At 51.0% G+C, this 19,322-nt stretch carries 10 protein-coding genes; 6 read left to right on the top strand and 4 right to left on the bottom strand.

The annotated features are described in order from the left end of the window. Positions 1–6: 6 nt before the first annotated feature. Both P2H89_RS32440 and P2H89_RS32435 read right to left on the bottom strand, forming a co-directional pair. On the bottom strand, positions 7–4,386 hold the full coding sequence (locus P2H89_RS32440; RefSeq protein WP_275835155.1) for a hypothetical protein: 4,380 nt from the start codon (positions 4,384–4,386) through the stop codon (positions 7–9). A 29-nt stretch (positions 4,387–4,415) separates the two neighbouring features. Next, positions 4,416–10,043 (bottom strand): hypothetical protein, encoded by a 5,628-nt coding sequence (locus P2H89_RS32435; protein ID WP_275835153.1) that lies wholly within the window; start codon positions 10,041–10,043, stop codon positions 4,416–4,418. Positions 10,044–10,327: 284 nt separating this feature from the next. On the opposite strand from P2H89_RS32435, the gene P2H89_RS32430 reads away from it, so the two are divergent. After that, positions 10,328–11,341 (top strand): NADP-dependent oxidoreductase, encoded by a 1,014-nt coding sequence (locus P2H89_RS32430; RefSeq protein ID WP_275835151.1) that lies wholly within the window; start codon positions 10,328–10,330, stop codon positions 11,339–11,341. A 211-nt stretch (positions 11,342–11,552) separates the two neighbouring features. Then, positions 11,553–12,761 (top strand): PQQ-dependent sugar dehydrogenase, encoded by a 1,209-nt coding sequence (locus tag P2H89_RS32425; protein ID WP_275835149.1) that lies wholly within the window; start codon positions 11,553–11,555, stop codon positions 12,759–12,761. A 106-nt stretch (positions 12,762–12,867) separates the two neighbouring features. On the opposite strand, the gene P2H89_RS32420 is transcribed toward P2H89_RS32425, so the two are convergent. After that, positions 12,868–13,338, bottom strand: coding sequence for a hypothetical protein (locus P2H89_RS32420; protein WP_275835147.1), 471 nt, complete (start codon positions 13,336–13,338; stop codon positions 12,868–12,870). 302 nt (positions 13,339–13,640) lie between these two features. Here P2H89_RS32420 and P2H89_RS32415 point away from each other — a divergent pair, with 302 nt between their 5' ends. Beyond that, positions 13,641–15,158: a hypothetical protein gene (locus P2H89_RS32415; RefSeq protein ID WP_275835145.1), complete on the top strand. Its 1,518-nt coding sequence runs from the start codon at positions 13,641–13,643 to the stop codon at positions 15,156–15,158. Between the two features lie 95 nt (positions 15,159–15,253). On the opposite strand, the gene P2H89_RS32410 is transcribed toward P2H89_RS32415, so the two are convergent. Next, positions 15,254–15,553, bottom strand: coding sequence for a hypothetical protein (locus P2H89_RS32410; RefSeq protein WP_275835143.1), 300 nt, complete (start codon positions 15,551–15,553; stop codon positions 15,254–15,256). A 169-nt stretch (positions 15,554–15,722) separates the two neighbouring features. Here P2H89_RS32410 and P2H89_RS32405 point away from each other — a divergent pair, with 169 nt between their 5' ends. From P2H89_RS32405 to P2H89_RS32395, 3 genes are all read left to right on the top strand, one after another. Then, positions 15,723–16,670 carry a response regulator transcription factor gene (locus P2H89_RS32405; RefSeq protein ID WP_275835142.1) on the top strand — a complete coding sequence of 316 codons (948 nt, stop codon included), beginning with the start codon at positions 15,723–15,725 and terminating at the stop codon, positions 16,668–16,670. Positions 16,671–16,753: 83 nt separating this feature from the next. Beyond that, complete coding sequence (locus P2H89_RS32400; protein ID WP_275835140.1) at positions 16,754–18,007, top strand: MFS transporter; 1,254 nt, start codon at positions 16,754–16,756, stop codon at positions 18,005–18,007. A gap of 245 nt (positions 18,008–18,252) precedes the next feature. Beyond that, positions 18,253–19,320, top strand: coding sequence for a hypothetical protein (locus tag P2H89_RS32395; protein WP_275835138.1), 1,068 nt, complete (start codon positions 18,253–18,255; stop codon positions 19,318–19,320). Positions 19,321–19,322 lie beyond the last annotated feature (2 nt).

Below are 19,322 nucleotides of genomic sequence, written 5' to 3'. Positions count from 1 at the left end.
TATTTATTACCCGCAGGTCGTGCAACACACAAACGGCACTTCCGTCAGCGGTGAGGTGCGCAAAATTCGATAGTTGCCCAACTGACTCGATAATGCTTGCTGTTGCATTTGTTGTCGCTGTTTAATAGCGTTCACCACATCCGGACGCTGGTGCATCAATACTTCCAATTGATCCATCGGCATGCCCAGTTGTTCAAATACACTGGTGATATTACCAAACACTTCCACCACCAGCACGCTCAGGGAAGCATCCTGTGGCAAACCCAATTGATATAGCATCAGCGATATCTCTTTGTTTGTCCAGGCTATAGTCGCTGTTTTCGGCGCATCTTTAAAGATGGCCAGCTTGGCGCCCGCCACCAGACTCGCCTGGGTAAACTTGTCACCGGCATTCACCGCAACCGCCGGTGCCAGGCTATCTTTCCAACTCACTTTCTCATAAGCACTCACCAACTGGGCAGCTGTCTGCGCATCCAGCCGCTCGATCTTACCCAGCCTGCGCGCCACTACTACAGCCGCCAGTTTCCTGTTCACCGCCGGGTTAAGGCGCAATACAGTCAGTTCTTTTTCCTCCAGCAACGACAAGTGACTGATCAACACATTCGCCTTCTCGCTCACCGCTACCTGGTCGGCCGTCCAGCGCGCCGTATGCAACTGAGCGGCATGGAATTCCTGCAGGAACAAACCAGGTGCTCTTTTGATAGGCTTATCCAACACCATCAGGCGCTCATCGAGCAGGATATTGCGATACCCATTGCCATCCGCCTGACGCACCTGTGCATACAGCAGCCCATGCAATTGTGTACGCGGTGGATCGCAGGTTACATTGCGCCCCTGCCATACAGCTTTGGCATACGTCGCCGTAACATACACCCGGTCTTTATCTCTATCTACATTACACAGTAAGTTCGGCGCCGGATGCTGCATACCCGTTACCCGCAGCGGACGTCCGAATCTTCCCTGCGCTGTACTCCATAGATCACCCTTGGGATCGCGCTTCAGCATATGCCCATGTGCATGGCCAATTCTGAACTCGTAGGTGAAGAAGCCAAACAATTCGGGACTTTCCGGATGCAAACCTGGCGGTAGTGGCAACAAGTAATGAAGACCTTCTTTGCCACTCGCCCGCTCCATCGGCTGCATAGCTCCCATACCGGCCATATCATCTGTTTGTCCCGGCGTTATCGCGCGAATGTATTCCGGATCGATCGGCAAGGCCGGCTCTTCCGGCACTTCGGTCATAATGCCGCCCCGGCTATGGCTCAGCAATTGGTCGGGTGCATACGCCAGCACGCGGCAGAACAACGCATCATGCGGGTCTTTTACGGGTTCTTTCAGTTCCACCCACAGGTAGCGCTGCCTGGGTTCAGTAGCACTGTATCGTTCATTGGCCAGGTAGGGAGAAAATGCAATACCGACGCTCGCGATCTCCGGCACCTGCGCGGGAATGATCGTAGTGGGCAGGTGTAATAAATCTGTTTTAAAAGGAGCCGGCGCACCATGATTCGGACGAAAGCGCGGTGTCAATTCGTATTCAGCATTCAGCTCATCGGGGAATCGCAAGCCGCCGCCTGTTTTTTCCAATACCGATTTCGGCTCTATCGCATCGATGAATATGAGCGTCGTGTATTCACGGTTTACTTCGCCAAATTCATCTTCCTGCAAACACTCGAAAGAAGCTGATCGTTTTATTTCAATATCGCCCAATACCTTGATCACTTCCGTCTCTTCGTCTTTATCGCGTTCAAACTTCCGCCAGCGCTTTACCTGGAAGCTCACGTCTTCTAACGCATTCCAGGTCCAGTCACGGTTCAGCCGATACACGATACAACCCAACCAATGGTTGCAGAGGTCTCCTTTCGAAGAGAAAGTGATGCTGCCATGATCGGGCGACAAATGATGGCGGATGCGGTTGCTGCAACCAAACACCACGCGTTCGCCCTTGCGCCCCATCAGCGTCAGGCCATTGTTCCGCAATCCCAGCTTCTGTGCAAAGCGCTGTACAATATCCGGCATATTATTTTGCGCCTCCCTGGCGAGGAAAAAAGTAGAGAGTACGCCGCTGTTCAACATTGGAGGATCCGGTTGCAGGTAAATGCCTTGCAGCGGCGGCACATTTACCGCCGGCAACAGCAATGTCTCCTCAGCGGTAGAGGGCTGATGGAACCAGCATTGCGTCGTTTTGCCATAGCGCGTATCCATATCCTTATTGGCCGGGTTACTGAATCCGAAATAACCAGCCTGTTCAGCACACACGGCCCGCAGCGTAAGCCGGATGCGGCGCGCCGTAGGCAATGGAATGTCTGTCATGCCATCGATGGCCGCCTTGTTCAGGTCTGGCCGGTTAAATGGATCATCCACGTTGCCAGCCAGCAACACCGGCACATCGTGAAACACGACCGGCAGCGACAACTCATCGTCGAAGCCCGCGGGAAAAGCACGCGTCGTTGTATATAACGTGATATAATTCTCCCTGCCACTTTCGCTCAACAAGTTGTCCAGCTTGAGCGTCTCAATCTCTACTTTGATCTCCACATGCGTTACATCCGGATCGGCAATACCCGGTATCTTATTGAGGGTTGCATCGCCCGTAGCTGCGATCAGCAGGTCTACCGGGTTTTGACCGATGGCCTGGTACTTACCGGTAAATAGCACCGCCGGATAGTTCAGCAATGGCCGCCTGATCTGTAATGCAGGGTTAGGTATCGATACACTGTTCTCATCCATATCCTCTTTGTTGAAATAGGAAGAGAGACCCGTACGCAGCTTTTCCGGTTGCTCCACCCGGCAAAGGTCGGGAGCTATGTAGCGTTTAAAAGTATGTTTGGCCGATGGTGATGGCGCATTGTTAACTATCGGGGCGCCGATCACCGGTCCACCGCCACTGATGTCCATCATCCGCACCTGGAACTGATAACCTTGTCCATACCGCAGGTCTACACCAGAGGGTATCTCGGTATAGGGAGAAGCCGTATCGACCGCTTTCGCTGTGTTATCGAGCGGACTCTTTTGCCCATCGGCATGGCGATTGATGCGAATGGCATCTATATCTTTCAACACCACGCTCCGGCCAATCCAGTTCGTAAAATACATGGGCAGCCAGTATGGTGCATTGGTATTATTGTCGAGCTGTGAAGGGAATACCTGGAAAGGCAATTCAAGACCACCCGCAGGCGTAGTGCCCAGGTTGGCATCGCCGATCATCAGCGGCTGATCGCTTTGTACCGTGTTAAGACTTTTCCATTCACTGCCCACTTCATCTTTGCGTACGTCGATGCGGTAACCATAAACACCCATGGGCACATCCAGCCGCTTGCCGGCATCCATCGGGTTGGCACTTAGTTGCCGTAGATACCAGATCATGATCTGCTCATCATCCCAGGCCAGGCGGATGCCGGTATCGCTTTGCGGGCCCGGACCATCCTGCCGCTCACTCAGCAGATTGCTGCTCACCTGCTGGCCGGCATGCACGATCTTCGCATAACCATCGTTGTATTCATTCAGTTCAGCAAATATCTTATCCCATTCCGCAGGGGGCGGTACCGGATCAGCAGGATCGGCAGTCTTCTTATGCAATACCGGGAATAGCATGGGTGCAAACACCGGCCTGCCCGTACCAAGGGTCAGCGCAGGAATGCGGGCAGCATATCGTTTCACAAATGGTCCCTGCGCATCTTCCAACAACGCCTTTTGAATGGCCGCTGTCTGCGTATCAACCATGTTCACATGCACAAAGCCACCCTTCTCCAACAGCTCAGCATGGGGCGTCAGGTCAACCGAAGCGGTGTAGATCATTCCACAGCCACGCGCCAGCATCGGCTGGCGTAGAATATGGGCAAACACCTGGCCCCAGCTCAGGTTATCGTCGTTCTTCCAGTCTTTCTTTTTAGGGGTATCCTTCTTGATGGCGCAATGATAGCTATCATCCAGTTTGGCATTAGGATGCCTGGGATTGGTAAAATTGAACGCCGTGCGGTAGGTTTCCGGCAGGTATTTCTGTACACTTTGGTTTTCGGGCAACGGCGTATCCGGCGCCTTATCGGTCGTTGCCGCGGTTGATCCATCCATATTGATCTTAGCGCCCAGTTGCACAGCAATGCCATCCAGTGCCGCTTTCTTATTGACGGCTTCATCAACCGTCACCGGCAGCTTCACAATGGTGCCCACATTGCCGATGGGCCATTCTTCCAGCCCCTTGTGGATCGCCACTTCAAATTGCGGCACCAGGTCGGCAAAAGGTGTTGATTCTTCATGGTCTGTCACAGTTGTGGGCCATATCTTAAAGGGATCCTGGTTGCGGGGTATCAATACAATATGCAGGAGGAGATGGGTACCGTCGAATCCCTGCGGAAACACCATCGTTGTATATTTTCTATTAGCTTCCATGTCGAAATGTTTAAGTTGAAGGAACTCGGTTAAGCGATCTGGCGGTCTTCGCCCCAGGTCTTCGAGAAACTGATGTCGATGATCAGGAAGATGCTGATATCGATGGCAAAGGTTACCTGGGCCGAGCAATCCGTTTGCTCGTTCTCCCGTACGATAATGCCTTTGGCTTCGATGGTGATGGTCACCGCCACCAGGCCACCCAATAATTCGGCATGCCCGCGGAAGCGCATCAGTGCCGCCACGATCACCTTGTTCTTATCGGCATACATCTGCACCCCCACCAGGTAGCTCACGCTCGCATTGCCCACTACCGGCAAACTCACTACGATCTCGATGCCGAAGCCGAAGTCGAGCGCCAGGCTCGGCCCCACCTTCGTATCGCAGGCGACTTTCACATCCACCGTACCGATGGCGAAGATCGACCCCACGCCCACCGACATACACATTACCTTCAGCCCTCCATGGAACTTGATGTAAGCGCCGGCAGTTGGCAACAATTGCTTGGGATCGGTGGTCACCTTCAGCGCCGCATTGAAATAAACCCCTATACCCAGCGAGGCCTCCAGCTTCAACGGCGTTTGCGCACTATTGTACAATTCGTCCGTTGGCGGGAACCGTACGAGCGGTATTTCTTTACCAGCTTCAAACTTGTATTCCCAGATCTCACCGCTATTGCTCATCGCGATCTGCAATCCCTTCTTCATAGCAGCTGCATAGTCGCCGCTGCTCAGTTTCGCCAGCACCTGTAATATATCGATCACCGGTTTCAGGGCATCGCTGAACTCTATTTCAGGTGTAGGCCAGCCATCACCTCCCTGGTCACCTTCATAGCCGGTTTCCTTACCTTTCTTACTATCGAAATTCCCTTTGATGATCATGAGGCGCTTCATATCACCAAGGTCTACCACCATCGCAAGGTTGTTGAGCCGGCTCTTCCATTGATCGCCCAGGTCATTGGCCAGCGAGGTCACATCGAAGTTCAGCCGCGCGGCATCGCCCTTCGGGTCCTTGTCTTTCTTCTTCGCTGCATACTCAATGTAAATCCGTAAACCGTCCGTATCCACCAGCGGTATTTCAAAAGGCGGCACATCAAACTTCATGGCCTTGTCCAGTACACCTGCTGCGCCTTTCTGCAACAAACTCATTCCCTGCTCTACGATCACCTCTCCTGCTTTCACCGGGGTGATCTCCATCAGCTCCAGTACATTCGTCAGCCCATCTTTCAACGCACTGGTATTGAAAGCATCGAACAAAGAATCGTCGGGCCGCTTGCCATGGAATAGTGGCATGGCCTTCCCGAAATTATCGATGGCATTGCCTACGTTGGGGAAAATACCATTGCCCGTCATCAACCGGTAGGCATCGGCAAAAATGGGCGGCGTTTTACTCAGCAATTGCTTTTTCATAAAGCCAAAAGCTGGTGTAAGGAACAATGCCTTTTGCGTTGCCGTACTTTGCAGAAAACCGAAGTTGATGGTATCACTAGTTGCTTCGCGGATGATCTCTTTGGGATGCGCAATACGCAGCAACTGCTGCTCCACATCCGTTTGGTTCACGACCGTTTCTTTCTGCCATAAACCCTTCCGGATAAGCGGTACCGTAGTACCTGCCGCCAGGGGCGCCACATCGCCGGTGCCCACTTCGTGCTGCACCATTGTCCAGCTGCCATCTTTGGGTAATATGACCTGTCCCCGGCCCGCCAATACGAATACCGGCTTGCTGCCATCGATAGACACATTACAATCAAAGCGTGTTAGCTTCATCTGCTGATTGCTCTGTGCGATATCGATCACGCAATCTAGGTCACCGCCGATGCTGCCGCCATGCAGGTCGAGCAGGCCACGCAATTGCAGCGGCGTTAGTGGAACACCAGCCGGTGCCACCTGTACATAACCCAGTATCTTTTTAGAAACTACCCGTTTGTTCGTATGGCCCTGCACTACATTTTCAATCTCCACATCGGCATCGAAATACACGGCGCCACATTTCACAGGCTCAGTAATACCACCGGGATCGGCCATCATCTCCATCCCTTTCACGCCATTCACATAAGGCAGACCGCCCGGATAAAAGTTGGAATCGGTGAATTCAGCCACTGAAGCTGCATCTTTGATGTTGCGGATATTGAAGAGACCGCGTACGATACCCGGGTGAATGTCATAAGGCGCCTTGACCGTCTTGAAATCACTATCCTTCAGATCATCAGCAAACGGATCTTTGCCCAGCAAAAGGTACCGGTACGAGAAATCGAACAGGCCATCGCTCTCTGCTTTCCAGCCGCTGTCTACGCGGTATACATAACCGGTACTGGTGCGAAACACGGTGATCGTGCGCACCACCCGGATACCCCAGGGGTATAAAATGCTTTTCACCTGTATCACTTCGTGCGCCGTACGGCCCAGCATTACATCAAAACGCGCCTGACTGGTTTGCGCGATCGCGGCCGTAGGGCTCAGCCATTTGCTGAAGATATTAGCGCCATACCCGGTAACGTCCATGCGCGTCAAGGGTACCCCACGCGATTTTTCGAGGCCCGGTGTGCCAAGCGGCTGTACCAGGAATTCGTTGTTGAAGATCTCCGTAACCCGGTGCCCCAGGTTACTTTCTCCCTTGGCGATGCCCACCATATCGAGCAGGTTGTTGAGTTGAATCGTATAGCCAGGGAACATCGGCGAATCCTTTTCGGCCGGTGTAGGTACCGGCTTGCCAAACTGGCCGGCTGTGAACTGTATTTGTATACCGCCTTCCAGCTTATGACTGCCATCCTCCTGCTTGCGGAAGAGTGGCCGCAGGTTGGTGATATCGGGTTTTACCGGCTCTACAAAGTTTTTGGAAACATAGCTGATGGCTTTCAACCCGAAGGGCATCGTAAAGGAAGCCACCGTATAATTGGCCGTGTTCTCTTTGAAGTCTTTGATCAGTGCATCCACCACCGGTATCGGCGCCAATGCCACCAGTTGTGTACTGTTGTTCCAGAGCCGGGTAGCGCCGCCATCATTGGCAAAATAAATAAACCCTGCTTCTGGATCCATGGCCAGTTTGGGACCTCCAGGCGGCTCCCTATCGGGCGCTGTGAGGTTGATGACCGGTTCCCAAGCGATCTGCGGCAAGGTAAAACTCTTTACCAGCCGCGAGGGCGACTTTACCTGCATGCCTTCCACCACGAAAGGAAAAGCATTGTTGGCAGCCACCCGCGTCGAAGCCATGTTCACGGCGTGATCGCCCGCCACGCCGGGTACCACCGTGCCGGTTTGCACAAACAACATCGTGGGATTGATACTGATACCCATCTGGTGGGCATTGCTGCTTACATCGAGCAAAGCGAACACATCGTTATCGAGGCCACTGCCGATAATATCGTTATCCCAAAAGCCCGTATAGTCATTTGTTTGCCGCAAGGCGAGTCGTTTGTGTTTCAGCTCCTCTCCTTCGGCCACCGTATCCAGTACAGTTTTGGTAGCCGGTAATTGTGGTAACTTCTTTTTCGGGATGAACAAATCGCTCACCGCATGCTTGACCACCCTTTCCGTGAGCAGGTCAGATACCTTAATGCGCGTCGCGTTCTTGAACTGCACCAGGCGGGCGCCCTCCATCAGTCTCACGGCTTTCAATGTCAGGTCTACGAGCACGGGCCGGCGTATTACATGAACACCGCCGCCGGGCGTCAGTCCACCACCCTCCCGTACGGGCTGAACCGGCTTCGGCTTGCCGGGTTGTGCAGGCTGGACAGGTTGCGCGGGTTGCTCTTCGGGCAGCTCGGTCCAGGCAGGCGGCACTGTACCAAAATAAAAATCGGTCGTCACATCGTCGCCCGCAGCTCCCTTAGCATACCGTATCGCACACACGAGCATCGTTTGCAACTGCTGCAGCGAGCCGGTGGCCGCGAGGCCCGCATCGTTGCCGGCCACCCGCTGCTTCGCAAAGCGGCGTATCCACAGCCCGAAATTGCCTACATAGGGATCGGGCAAAGTGGGCAGGTAAGTGGATAAACCAAATACGAGGAAGAAATTCGCCCGCGTCACCTTCTTCCACGAATCGCTCAATTCACCAAACAGCATAAAACCCGCCACCGGCGATACGGTGAACAAGGCATTCTCCAAAGCAATGGCCTCCCATTTGAAGAGGGGCTGTTTATCTTCCGGTTTCTTATTATCCCACAATAAATTGTCGTCAAACAACATGATCAACCGCCGATCCTTGTTGGCCATCAACGCCAGCGCCGAAGCGCGTGAACGAATAGCAAACGGACTGCTGTTTACTTTCAGTGGCCTGTCGGCCTGAATATCCGCATCCGCAAAAATGGTGATCATCTCCTGGTTCTGCTCGGCAGAGATAGCCAGCATGAAAGGCGCGGCCTGTAAATAAGTAATGGTAGCAGTAGAAGCCGGCCGCTGGCCTTCCTTCCATAAATCAAAATACTGCATGGCGCCAAGGCCCTGAGCCGCCAGGTCGAGGAGCGCTACCATGCCGGGCTCTGCGTTGATGATGGTCGCCTGCAGGCGCAACGATTCGTATTGCAATCCGGGCCAGGTAGCGATTAGTCCTTTGCCGGTTACCAATACCACCGAACCGCCGCTATCGGCCTGTACGGGATTGGCCACGTCGAGTGCAGCCGCCGGCAAGCCCCAATAAGCCTGGGTAATGGTAGCCTGTCCCGACAATTTAAAGGCCGGACTCACCGAATCCGTCACCACAAAATCAACCGGCGAGGCATTCCAGGGTATCAGCACTTTACTCATGAGTGCATTGTACTCGAGACTAATAGCGGCCTGGTTGGTATTGGCAAAACTAAGTGCCTGGCCAAATACCGTACAACCCGCCTCACCGATACCCGTTATATCGACCTTATTGTTTTGCCACACGAGTTGCAAAGAAGTGGGCAACTGGTAAGTTGCTTTTCGCGCATCATCGCCATAGCCACTGCCGTCACCGGCAAAGTTTTCCGTAGGCTGTTCTATGTCCAGCGCCAGGGTCAGCACGGTGGCGGGATTCAACACAGCCTGGTTATTCTGCAACACCGGGGCGATAGAGGTATTGAGCGTTCCGTCCTTTATCTTAAGGCCGACATACTTATTATTGGGCGCTGCTGGCGAAAGCAGGCGCGCATTGATCCAGATGCTGCCCGCATTCAACGTGTATTGTTGCAGCAGGGGCGGCGGCGTGTTGATGCCGATGGGAATGCCACGCACCGTGGTCTTGAAAAGTATAGCAGGTGCACCATTCATATAAAGCGTCACCAGCTTCACGATCTTATAGAAATCGATCCAGATCTCGATGCCTTGTTCGTTGAGGAAAGGTCCCAGCGATTCAACCGGATTACTGCCGACAGCCCAGTCGGGCACGCTGCCCGCCACCTCGTACTGGCGTACGGGTGTTTGGCGGATGAAGAAACGGGTCTCCGGATCTTTGTTGGCAGCAACGGTCTCCGTGGCGATGGCCTTGATCTGATCGAGCGAGGCCCTGGTCACATCGGCAGCCGCAAACAGTTGAGCGCTGTTGAAGACGACCTGCTCGCCTGCATACGGAATATCACCTTTGATCACGGAAGAAGCGATCAGTTCCTGCGCCCGCTTCAATTGCTGTTCCTGTTGCGGAGCAGCAGGCTGCAAACGGGCAGTGAGATTTTCCAGCAGGCGCGACAATTGATCCTGAGTCATGATAGGCGGTTTTAGTGAGCAATAAGATTGAGGGCCATAGTCCTTTGAAGGATTACAGCAATAAGAAGTTGAAGTATATCGCTATACTCCATGCGGGATACTAATGGATGGTGCGTTACCGTGTTGCCTTAGGATACGTTTGCGCACAGTGCTACGTGCGTTTCTCGGTAAAGGGAGGTGTTAATAGGAATGAGCCGTGAAGGTAAGGGAATTAAAAATGCAGAATGTTACCGTAAAGTGGTATTTTTTCGTAGAAGCAGTGAATGTAAACCAACTTATCAATAGTGAAAGCAATCATCTTACAGCAATTTGGCGGCACAGGCAATTTTGAACTGGCAGACTATGCATCACCGCAACCCAAACCCAATGAAGTACTGATCAGGATCAGGGCCACCGCCTTCAATCCGATCGACTACCAGATGCGGCAGGGCCTCAATGAAAGTAAGTTACTACGATCACCCATCCTGGGGAGAGAACTTTCCGGAGAGATTGTGGAACTGGGGCCTGGTGTACAATCATTCGCTGTGGGCGATAAGGTGGCCGCCTATGTGGCCAGCATTGCCTCTAACGGCACCTACGCCGAATTGATCAGTGTACCCGTGCCATTGATAGCAAAGATACCAGCCCAACTCAGTTTCGAACAGGCAGCAGCCATACCACTCGTGGGCCTGACCGCTTTGCAATGCGTCAGAAGGATCGACCTGGCGCGACACCCGTCCATCTTCATCAGTGGTGGCGCAGGTGGCGTGGGAACCATCCTCATCAAACTGCTGCTTTCGCAGGGGCACCACAACCTCTACACCACGGCCGGAAGCAGCAAAAGCACCAACCACCTTCTCCAGATCGGCCTGGCCAAATCCCATATCATAGACTATACGAAGATCGGCTGGCAGGAAACGGTAAAGACCCAAAACAATCAAAACCTCTTTGATATAGTAATAGACCTCGTAGGCGGAACGATGTCGGAGATCAGTGCCGGATTAGTGGAAGTGTTTGGCATCTATGTAAACGTCACCGCGCTGGAAACAGAAAAAGCGAGAGAATTATTATTTAACAAAGCAACAACGGTCATCCATGTAGCCAACTACGCCATGACATTAAAAAACAGTACGGGCGCATTGGATTATTACGGTCATTCGCTGCGCGAACTTTTCAGCAAGATCGAGCAGGAAGTGATCAGCCCTACCGAAATACAGGTGGTAGGCAATCTCAGTGTAGATACTGTTCAAGCTGCCCATCACCTGATGGAAGCTAACCAGACTTTTGGCAAAAAACTGGTGATGACGATCGGCAACTAACAACCATTCGCCTCTTGCATCCATGGTGTTAATTTTCCATTTAAAAAATAATTGTCAGGTTGCCGGCTATTAGGCTCCCGTAGGTCAGGATCGCTAATTATATTTGTCGGCATCTCGGGGCAACCGGCCACCCAAAGGACTTGATGGCCAGCTACGCGGGTTCGAACATCCGCGCCGATCCGAGACCTATCAAACAAGAAAAAATCAACAAATGAAAATGAACCGGCTGTATCGATTTACTCCCAGTACTGCCCTGCTTGCCTGCGTATTAGGTTGCGCAAACGCACAATCCGGCCTTCCACCTGTGGAAACAAAGGCACCCAACAGTGATTACAAGCCTGCCTTTGCCGGCCAGACACGTATCGGCGGTGTTAAGACCAACACCTCCTTCAAGGCCGACAAGCTCGCGGAACAACTGAAAAGCCCCTGGGCCATCGTTCCCATGCCCGATGGAAAATTGCTCGTAACGCTCAAGGGAGGTTCTATGGAGGTGCGTAATGCCGATGGCAGCCTGGCCAAAGCCATTACCGGGTTCCCCGCCGTGGAAGCCCGCGGACAAGGCGGCTTACTGGATGTGGCCCTCGACCCCGAATTCAGCAAGAATAAGATCATCTACTGGACCTATGCTGAGAAATACGCCGACGGCAACCTTACTTCCCTTGCAAAAGGAACACTCGACGAGGCTAAAGGGACCATTGAAAACCCCACTGTGATCTTCAGGGCTACACCAGCACTGAAAAGCAGCCTCCACTTCGGCAGCCGCATCGCATTTGGCAAGGATGGATACCTGTACTTCTCCACCGGCGAACGCTCCAACCTCGATGGCAGAGTGCAAGCTCCCAAGCTCGATGCAGGCCTCGGCAAGATCTTCCGTGTAACCAAAGAGGGCAAACCCGCACCGGGCAACCCTTTCGAAAATACCAAAGGCGCTATGCCGGAGATCTGGGCTTATGGTTTCCGCAACCCACAAGGCCTCGCGTTCGACCCTACTACCAATGAACTCTGGGAAGCTGAATTTGGTCCCCGTGGTGGTGATGAAGTGAACCTCGTGAAGCGTGGTAAGAACTACGGCTGGCCCGAGATCACGTACGGTATCGAATACAGTGGTGAAAAGGTGGGACAAGGCATTCAGCAAAAAGAAGGCCTCGAGCAGCCTGTTTATTATTGGGATCCGGTGATCTCTCCCAGCGGTATGTGCTTCTATGAGGGTGATGCCATTCCCGAATGGAAAGGCAACCTGTTTATTGCAGGCCTCAGCAGTACGCAACTCACCCGCCTGGTGATCAAAGACAACAAGGTAGTGGGAGAAGAAAGATTGCTGGAAGATAAAAAGGAGCGTATCCGCGACTTGGCTTATTTTAATCAAGCGCTCTATGTGGTGACCGATTCAGGTAACCTGTACCGCATCAGCCGTCAGTAAAAGAGATTGAACTCAATCATACAAGTGAAGGCCGCCGCAAAACATGCAGGCGGCCTTTATTTTTTTATATGCCATAAGAGCTGTCCATCAAAACGTCAACGGGGAGCTACACCACGACTTGCACCTCAGGCTGAACAATTTCCACGAACTTTCTCCTGGTGAGCCTGATCTTACTTTTCCTGGGCACGATGGGATCGAGCGAGTTTGGCAGGAAATAGATCACCAGTAATACGAGCGTTGGCCATAGGCTGTACACCAGCGTATCGCCCCAAATGCGAAGCGGCGTATTGACCCGTGCTGCAGATGGCTCGTTCTTCACATATCGAACGCTCACTGCATCGCCCTCCTTAAAAGGTATATTGGTGGGTGCATTAAAACTGATGGAATCATTGCCTGCCTTGAAGAGTACCACCAGGTGCGTGCTGATGCTGCCATCCAGCTCCAGCGTATGGCCATTGTACCAAACTTTGCCGTTGGTAACCGTTGTCTTCGACAGCCAAACCAGTTTCCAGATAATAAAGGGACTGCAGCCAATAATAAGCAGCAGCAAAAAGAAGGCATTTCGGCTAAGCGTCATGGCGGGAAGTTGACAAGGTTTACAAATCGGCCGTTAGCTTAAAAGTAGAGCAAATAATCATTCGTCCCGACCAAGAAATTGTTAAAACGCACCTGATAGCAAGGCGCTGTTTGACCCTATACGCCTATCGGGCCGTTGAAATACCTTAGCCCCGCCTCAACAATAGGGTTCAAGACTACTCATTGACATGAGTCAAATAAATGGGAGCCTGATTATTGCGTTTCAAAAAACTGAAAACTAATTATTACTTTACCAACTGTTAACCCCCGAACAAAGACAAAACTAATTGGCAAACCTTGTTTATGAGAAAAGCTCCTTTACTCACATCCATTTTCATTTTTATTCTTTGCAGCATCAACAACATTTTGCTTGCGCAAGCTCCACTTCAAAGAGATCAATATAAAAAGATTGTCATTGACTCATTCACCAACGTACTCAAAAGATATCACGAAACATACAACTGTGGAATTCGCGACGAGTTTAAAAAGAACGCCTTTTCTCCGCTTAAGAATAAAACGAATCCTGACCCCAATCTTTCAGGTGACCGGGCTTTTGACTCCTTATTTAAACCTATTTTAAGTAATGTATTTATCGGATCAAACGACCTCGTACAAGACGGCCCGGCTACAAGCTTTGTGCAGGACGCAGAAAAAGGAACGTTATCAATTAATTATTCGGCGTTTGTTTCTCCAAAACGAAAAGGCTTTTTAAACTTCGGTGTTTTTTCGAAAGCAACAAATGGCTTATTCGGGATTTATACTACAGGTTCCTGGAGTGCTGATATTGGAACAAATTTATCATATTCCTGGACGAGGGCGCGCGGCAGAAATTTCCAAATCAAGGCTTGTGACAGCTTGAGCAAATCTGGCTCCAGAGAACGATACTATTTCGCAATTCTTTCAAAGCTATCGGAATTGAGTTATCAACGGGACAGCATTTTACACCTTCGGGACTCTCTTAAAAACAGAATAGATGCAAAATGGAGAAGCCTGGGCAGCAATTTCCAGGACAGCGCAACTGATTATGCAAAACTCTCAGGCACATTCATGGCAGCAGATTCACTTGCACGTTTGGCGGCATCATTGACACCCCAACAGTGTGATGTGAAAAATAGTACATTTTACAACAATGTCGTAGATTCTCTAATGGCATTATTTGAAGTAAAAAACGACATCTATACAGGATATTATGTTCGATGGTATTCATTAAGAGGCTCCATATCCAACAACTCAATTAGCCCTTCTACGGACTCACTTGACGCAACGGTAAAATCCACCTTTAAGTCAAAAAATCTTTTAAAGGCATCATTTGGCTTAAACATGAACGTAATCAAAGAAGGCAGGACCTACTTACTATTTTTCCGAATTGGAGCCGACCTTGGCTTACACAATTATATGGATCACCCCGCTATAAAAAAGCCTTTCACCGAATACGACGGCGTTAAAAAAGATTTTCTCTTAATTAATGAGAATTCAGATACCCTGGGCTACTATCAGGATTTAAAACCTGATATCCTTGCGTTCGAGCCTGGACTGTATGTCAGTACGTTTTGGGGTAAAAACAAAGTCTTGGGAGTTGAATTCCGGGCAGACACTAAGCTTCCCTTTAAAAAGCCTGATTGGCTTACCAGCTCTTCGTATCCCGCTACCTATTCAATAACCATCGGCCCTGCCTTTAGGCTCAAAAAGGACACAGATATTTCAAAAGGTAGCATAGGAGTTGAAGTTGGATTCATGGACGCACCGGTTAATAAAAATGCGTGGGACTATTTCGCTGCTAAGTTCAAGGTGGGTGTTCCCTTTTCTGCCTTGATAAAATAAGCGATGTACTTAAGTCCAAGTTCATTGACCGTACCATCGGAGCAGCATGCGATGACTAATCCTGCGCCGAACATACCCCAATCCCCTGAAAGGGTTCAGGCCTTCCTGACGTTCGCAAAGAGCTCTCTGACAAGGGCCGTATACAATTTATTGGCAGTAACGTTGAGCCTGACCTGCGCCGCATGACGCAAGGCATCATCGGCCATGATCCTTTTCGCTTCTTCATTGGCCGCTTCCATAACAGCCTGGTTCTGCAATTGCCGGTCGGAGAATATCCGTTTCTCCATATCGGGATACCTGCTTACCACTGTCAAGTCTCCATACTGTTTGAAGACCAATTGCTTACCCAGGTGACCAGAAAGGTTTTTGAGCAGAAAGTTCTTACTTCTAGCCATAGTTCAGATTTTAAAAGTTACAAGGCAGGAGATAGCCTGCTTTAATAACCTCTTCATGGCCAACCCACCAAGGCCGCCTCACCCTCCCTCTTCGGGTATTCTCCCAAAATCCCCTACCTTTGATTTGTATAATCGCGCAAGCACTAGCCGCTCAACAAACATCGAGGTTATGGAAAAGAAGATCCCAACAGAAAGCCTGTTGCAGTACCTGCAACGTACCGGACAGCCTATACCTTCCGAACTACTGCCCGGCAACGACAGCCAACCTTTTTTCACTATCCGCGAAACCACTTCCGCAACCCCACGCACGCCCTTCAACCGGCGCGATTATTATAAGATCTGCCTCAGCAGCAATATGGGACGCGGCGATGGCAGGCTTATCTACAACGAACAGGAGATACCACTCGATCAGCCCTGCCTGCTCTTCACTCATCCTTCCGTGCCCGCCTCCATCGAGATCATGGACAACCCCATCAGCCGCTACCAGGCCATCTTCAACAAAGCATTCATAGAAGGTCATATACCAGGTGATGTACAATATGCCAGTCCGCTCTTCAATTCCTCCCTGCACCCGGTCGTACTGCTCACGAAAACGGAAAGAGACCGCCTCAGCATGATCTTCAATGAAATGCAAAGCCTGCGCGAATCCGACTACGCCTATAGGTGGGATATGATCCGCAACCTGGTACAGTTGCTTATTCATGAAGGGATCCGCCTGCACCAGCAGCAGATAACCTATGCAGCCCCCGTGCGCGACAGGCTTGTCGATGCATTCATGACCTCACTCAATCAGCACTTCCCCGTCGATTCAGCCGAAAGTTCTCTCGGACTGCTCAGTCCGGCCCATTTTGCCGATCAGTTACATGTGCATGTCAACTACCTTAATTCCGTCATAAAAAAACACACGGGCAAAACCACCCGCGCCATTATCCAGGAGCGCGTACTCGCCGAGGCCAGGGCCCTTCTGCGCAATACCAACTGGAATATTGCCGAGATCGCGTATGCCCTTGGCTTCGAGTATCCTTCGCATTTCAATAAATACTTTAAACAGTTCACCAACCTCACCCCGCTCGAGTTCCGGAACAGCCAGCAACCGGCCCTTACGGACTCCCTTTGATTTCTATAAGCATGCCTTTGAATCGTATAACTCCAGAAAACATGGCGTGCACTACTTTTAACGCTACAAAAAAGTAGCAGGTCATGAAAACAATCAAAGACGCCCGGGTGGGCTGGAATACTATTGTAGCATTGGGACTTATCCCCTTATCCGGGTTCGCCATGGATGTGTTTATCCCCTCACTGCCGGATATGGCGGCACAACTGCACACAACGCCGGCAGCCATACAACTCACGCTCTCCTTGTTCATTATTAGCTTTGGGGTCTCACAATTACTGGTCGGAGGCCTCATCGATAGTTTTGGCCGTTACTGGCCCAGCCTGATCTCCCTGGCCATATTCAGCATCGCCAGTTTCTCCATTGCTTACACGAACAACCTGCAGTTGATTTACGGGCTGAGGGTCATCCAGGGAATTACGGTAGCGACCATCGTAGTGAGTAAAAGGGCATTTTTTGTAGACCGGTACAGCGGAGATCAGCTGAAGAAATATACCAGCTTATTCTCAGTGATATGGTCCATTGCTCCGATCGTAGCACCATTCCTGGGAGGCTTCTTTCAAACCCAATGGGGCTGGAGCTCAAACTTCATGTTCCTCGGCTACTTCGGACTCTTCTTCCTCCTCATCGAATTATGGATCGGTGGCGAGTCGATCAAAGCACGACAGCCATTTAGTGTCCGCAACTTCATCGGCAGTTATACGCATATGTTGAAAGCGTCCGACTTCGGGGCCGCGCTCATCATACTCGGCCTCACGTATGCCATGTTGCTGGTATATGGCATGGGAAGTCCCTTCCTCATCGAGCAGCGCATGCAATATTCACCAGTCGTAACAGGCTATTGCGCTTTGTTCTCGGGTGTATCGGTATTTATCGGAGGCTCCTTGTCACGCATGCTCATACAACGGCCCTTTATGAAGAAACTGCTCATCGCGAGCAGCGTGCAGCTCCTGGCCACAGCACTATTGATCCCGCTAACGATGCACTATCAGAACATCTTCACGCTGTTGCTGTATGTTTTCCTCTTGCATAGTATGGGTGGGTTCATCTTCAATAACCTGATGTCATATAACCTTACACGCTTTCCCCAATATGCCGGCAAAGCGAGCGGACTCACCGGCGGCGGCTTCGCGATAGTGACTTCAATCATAAGCTCCTTACTCGCCAGCCTGCTTTCTATCACCAACCAGGCTGTACTGGGCGTATCCTATGGCATTCTTGCGCTGGGGGTATTTCTCTTACTGGTTAAAACGAAGTGGAAACACGACAGGGCCAAACCATCCGGCGATGCACCAGAGGCTGCGCCAGTAACGATCAAAGTGAAACTGGCAAGTGCCTGATCATCCTCGGCCCAAAACAAATTTATAGCGCGAAGCACTTTAGATGCGTCAGAACAGACAACGACCGGCATCATTGTGTGCAGGCACAAATAGCACTACATTGACAGCACTCATATAACTTCCTGATATCTGTCAGCTAAAAGCTTCCCGGAGCAGTATATTTTTGGCATTGTAACAGTCAAAGATTCAATAGCTCCTACCCTGCCTGCAGTATGCTTCCTACATCATTCATTAAAACTTTTGTTATGATCCAGGTCCTTTCATTGCCGGAAGAACTGATCCATGAAACAGGGCAAACTCCGGCCGTTTGCATGGCGCTTCCCTTTGAGCCCCAGGTCAATGAGAAAGCATCGATCGAAAGCCGATTGAAACGAATGATATCGAAGGCCGAAAGCCGCCTGCTTCAACAATACTCAAACCGCAAGGCGTTGCCTGTCATAGCCAGGATACAACAGCTCCTGAAGGAAATATCTTATTACAACTACAGGAAAAGCATCGCGCTCCTGGCCACTCCTTACCGATCGAAACTCTTTTACCTCGACTTTCCGGTCATTGAGATGATCCGAACCGGTGAAGACCTCGACGTAAAGAATATAATCAAGGCAAAAAGCAATGCCCCGCATTACCTGGCGCTCGTCCTGGAAAGTCAGTACATAAACCTCTACGAAGGCAATAATACCCATTTAACATTGATACAGCACAACGCCTGGTCGCACCTCGGTTTTGTACCCCAGATAGATCGTGGACTCGGCTTGATACTCGAGGCTTTCCACCTGCCTGTTTTTGTATTGGGAGAGAAAGAATTGCTGGAAGTCTCTAAAAAAGAGACGGAACATGCAGCACATATTATGGATTACCTGCCGGTTGATCCCAGGCAGGGTTCCGAAAACGAGTATGTTACCATACTGCAACCAGCATTGAATCATTGGCCTCATCATAGGAAAGAATTGATCCTTCAAAAACTCAACAACGCACACAAAGCCTGTACGCTGCACTGCGGCATTGACGGTGCGTGGCAGGCAGCGACCCACCGCCGGTCGATCTTATTGGCAGTAGAGGAAAACCTGGTACGCTTTATATCCTGCAACCATGACAAAGAAGAACTACAGGAACCTCTCTCTATCGATCCGCTTAACCAACAGGATGTCGTTAACGATATCATTGAAAAAGTACTGAAAGACGGAGGAGAAGTCGAACTGTTGCCAGCAGGATCGCTGGAAGCCTATCAACAGATCGCATTGATCGAAGCTCATCATATACCATTGACCGGCCCGATGATGCGGCACTCCTCTTCGCACACAGACGACCATTAATC

Source organism: Paraflavitalea sp. CAU 1676 (assembly GCF_029223285.1).
In the GTDB taxonomy this organism is placed as follows: Bacteria; Bacteroidota; Bacteroidia; order Chitinophagales; family Chitinophagaceae; genus Paraflavitalea.
Note: the sequence above shows the minus strand (reverse complement) of the source record. Positions and strands in the feature narration are given on the sequence as shown.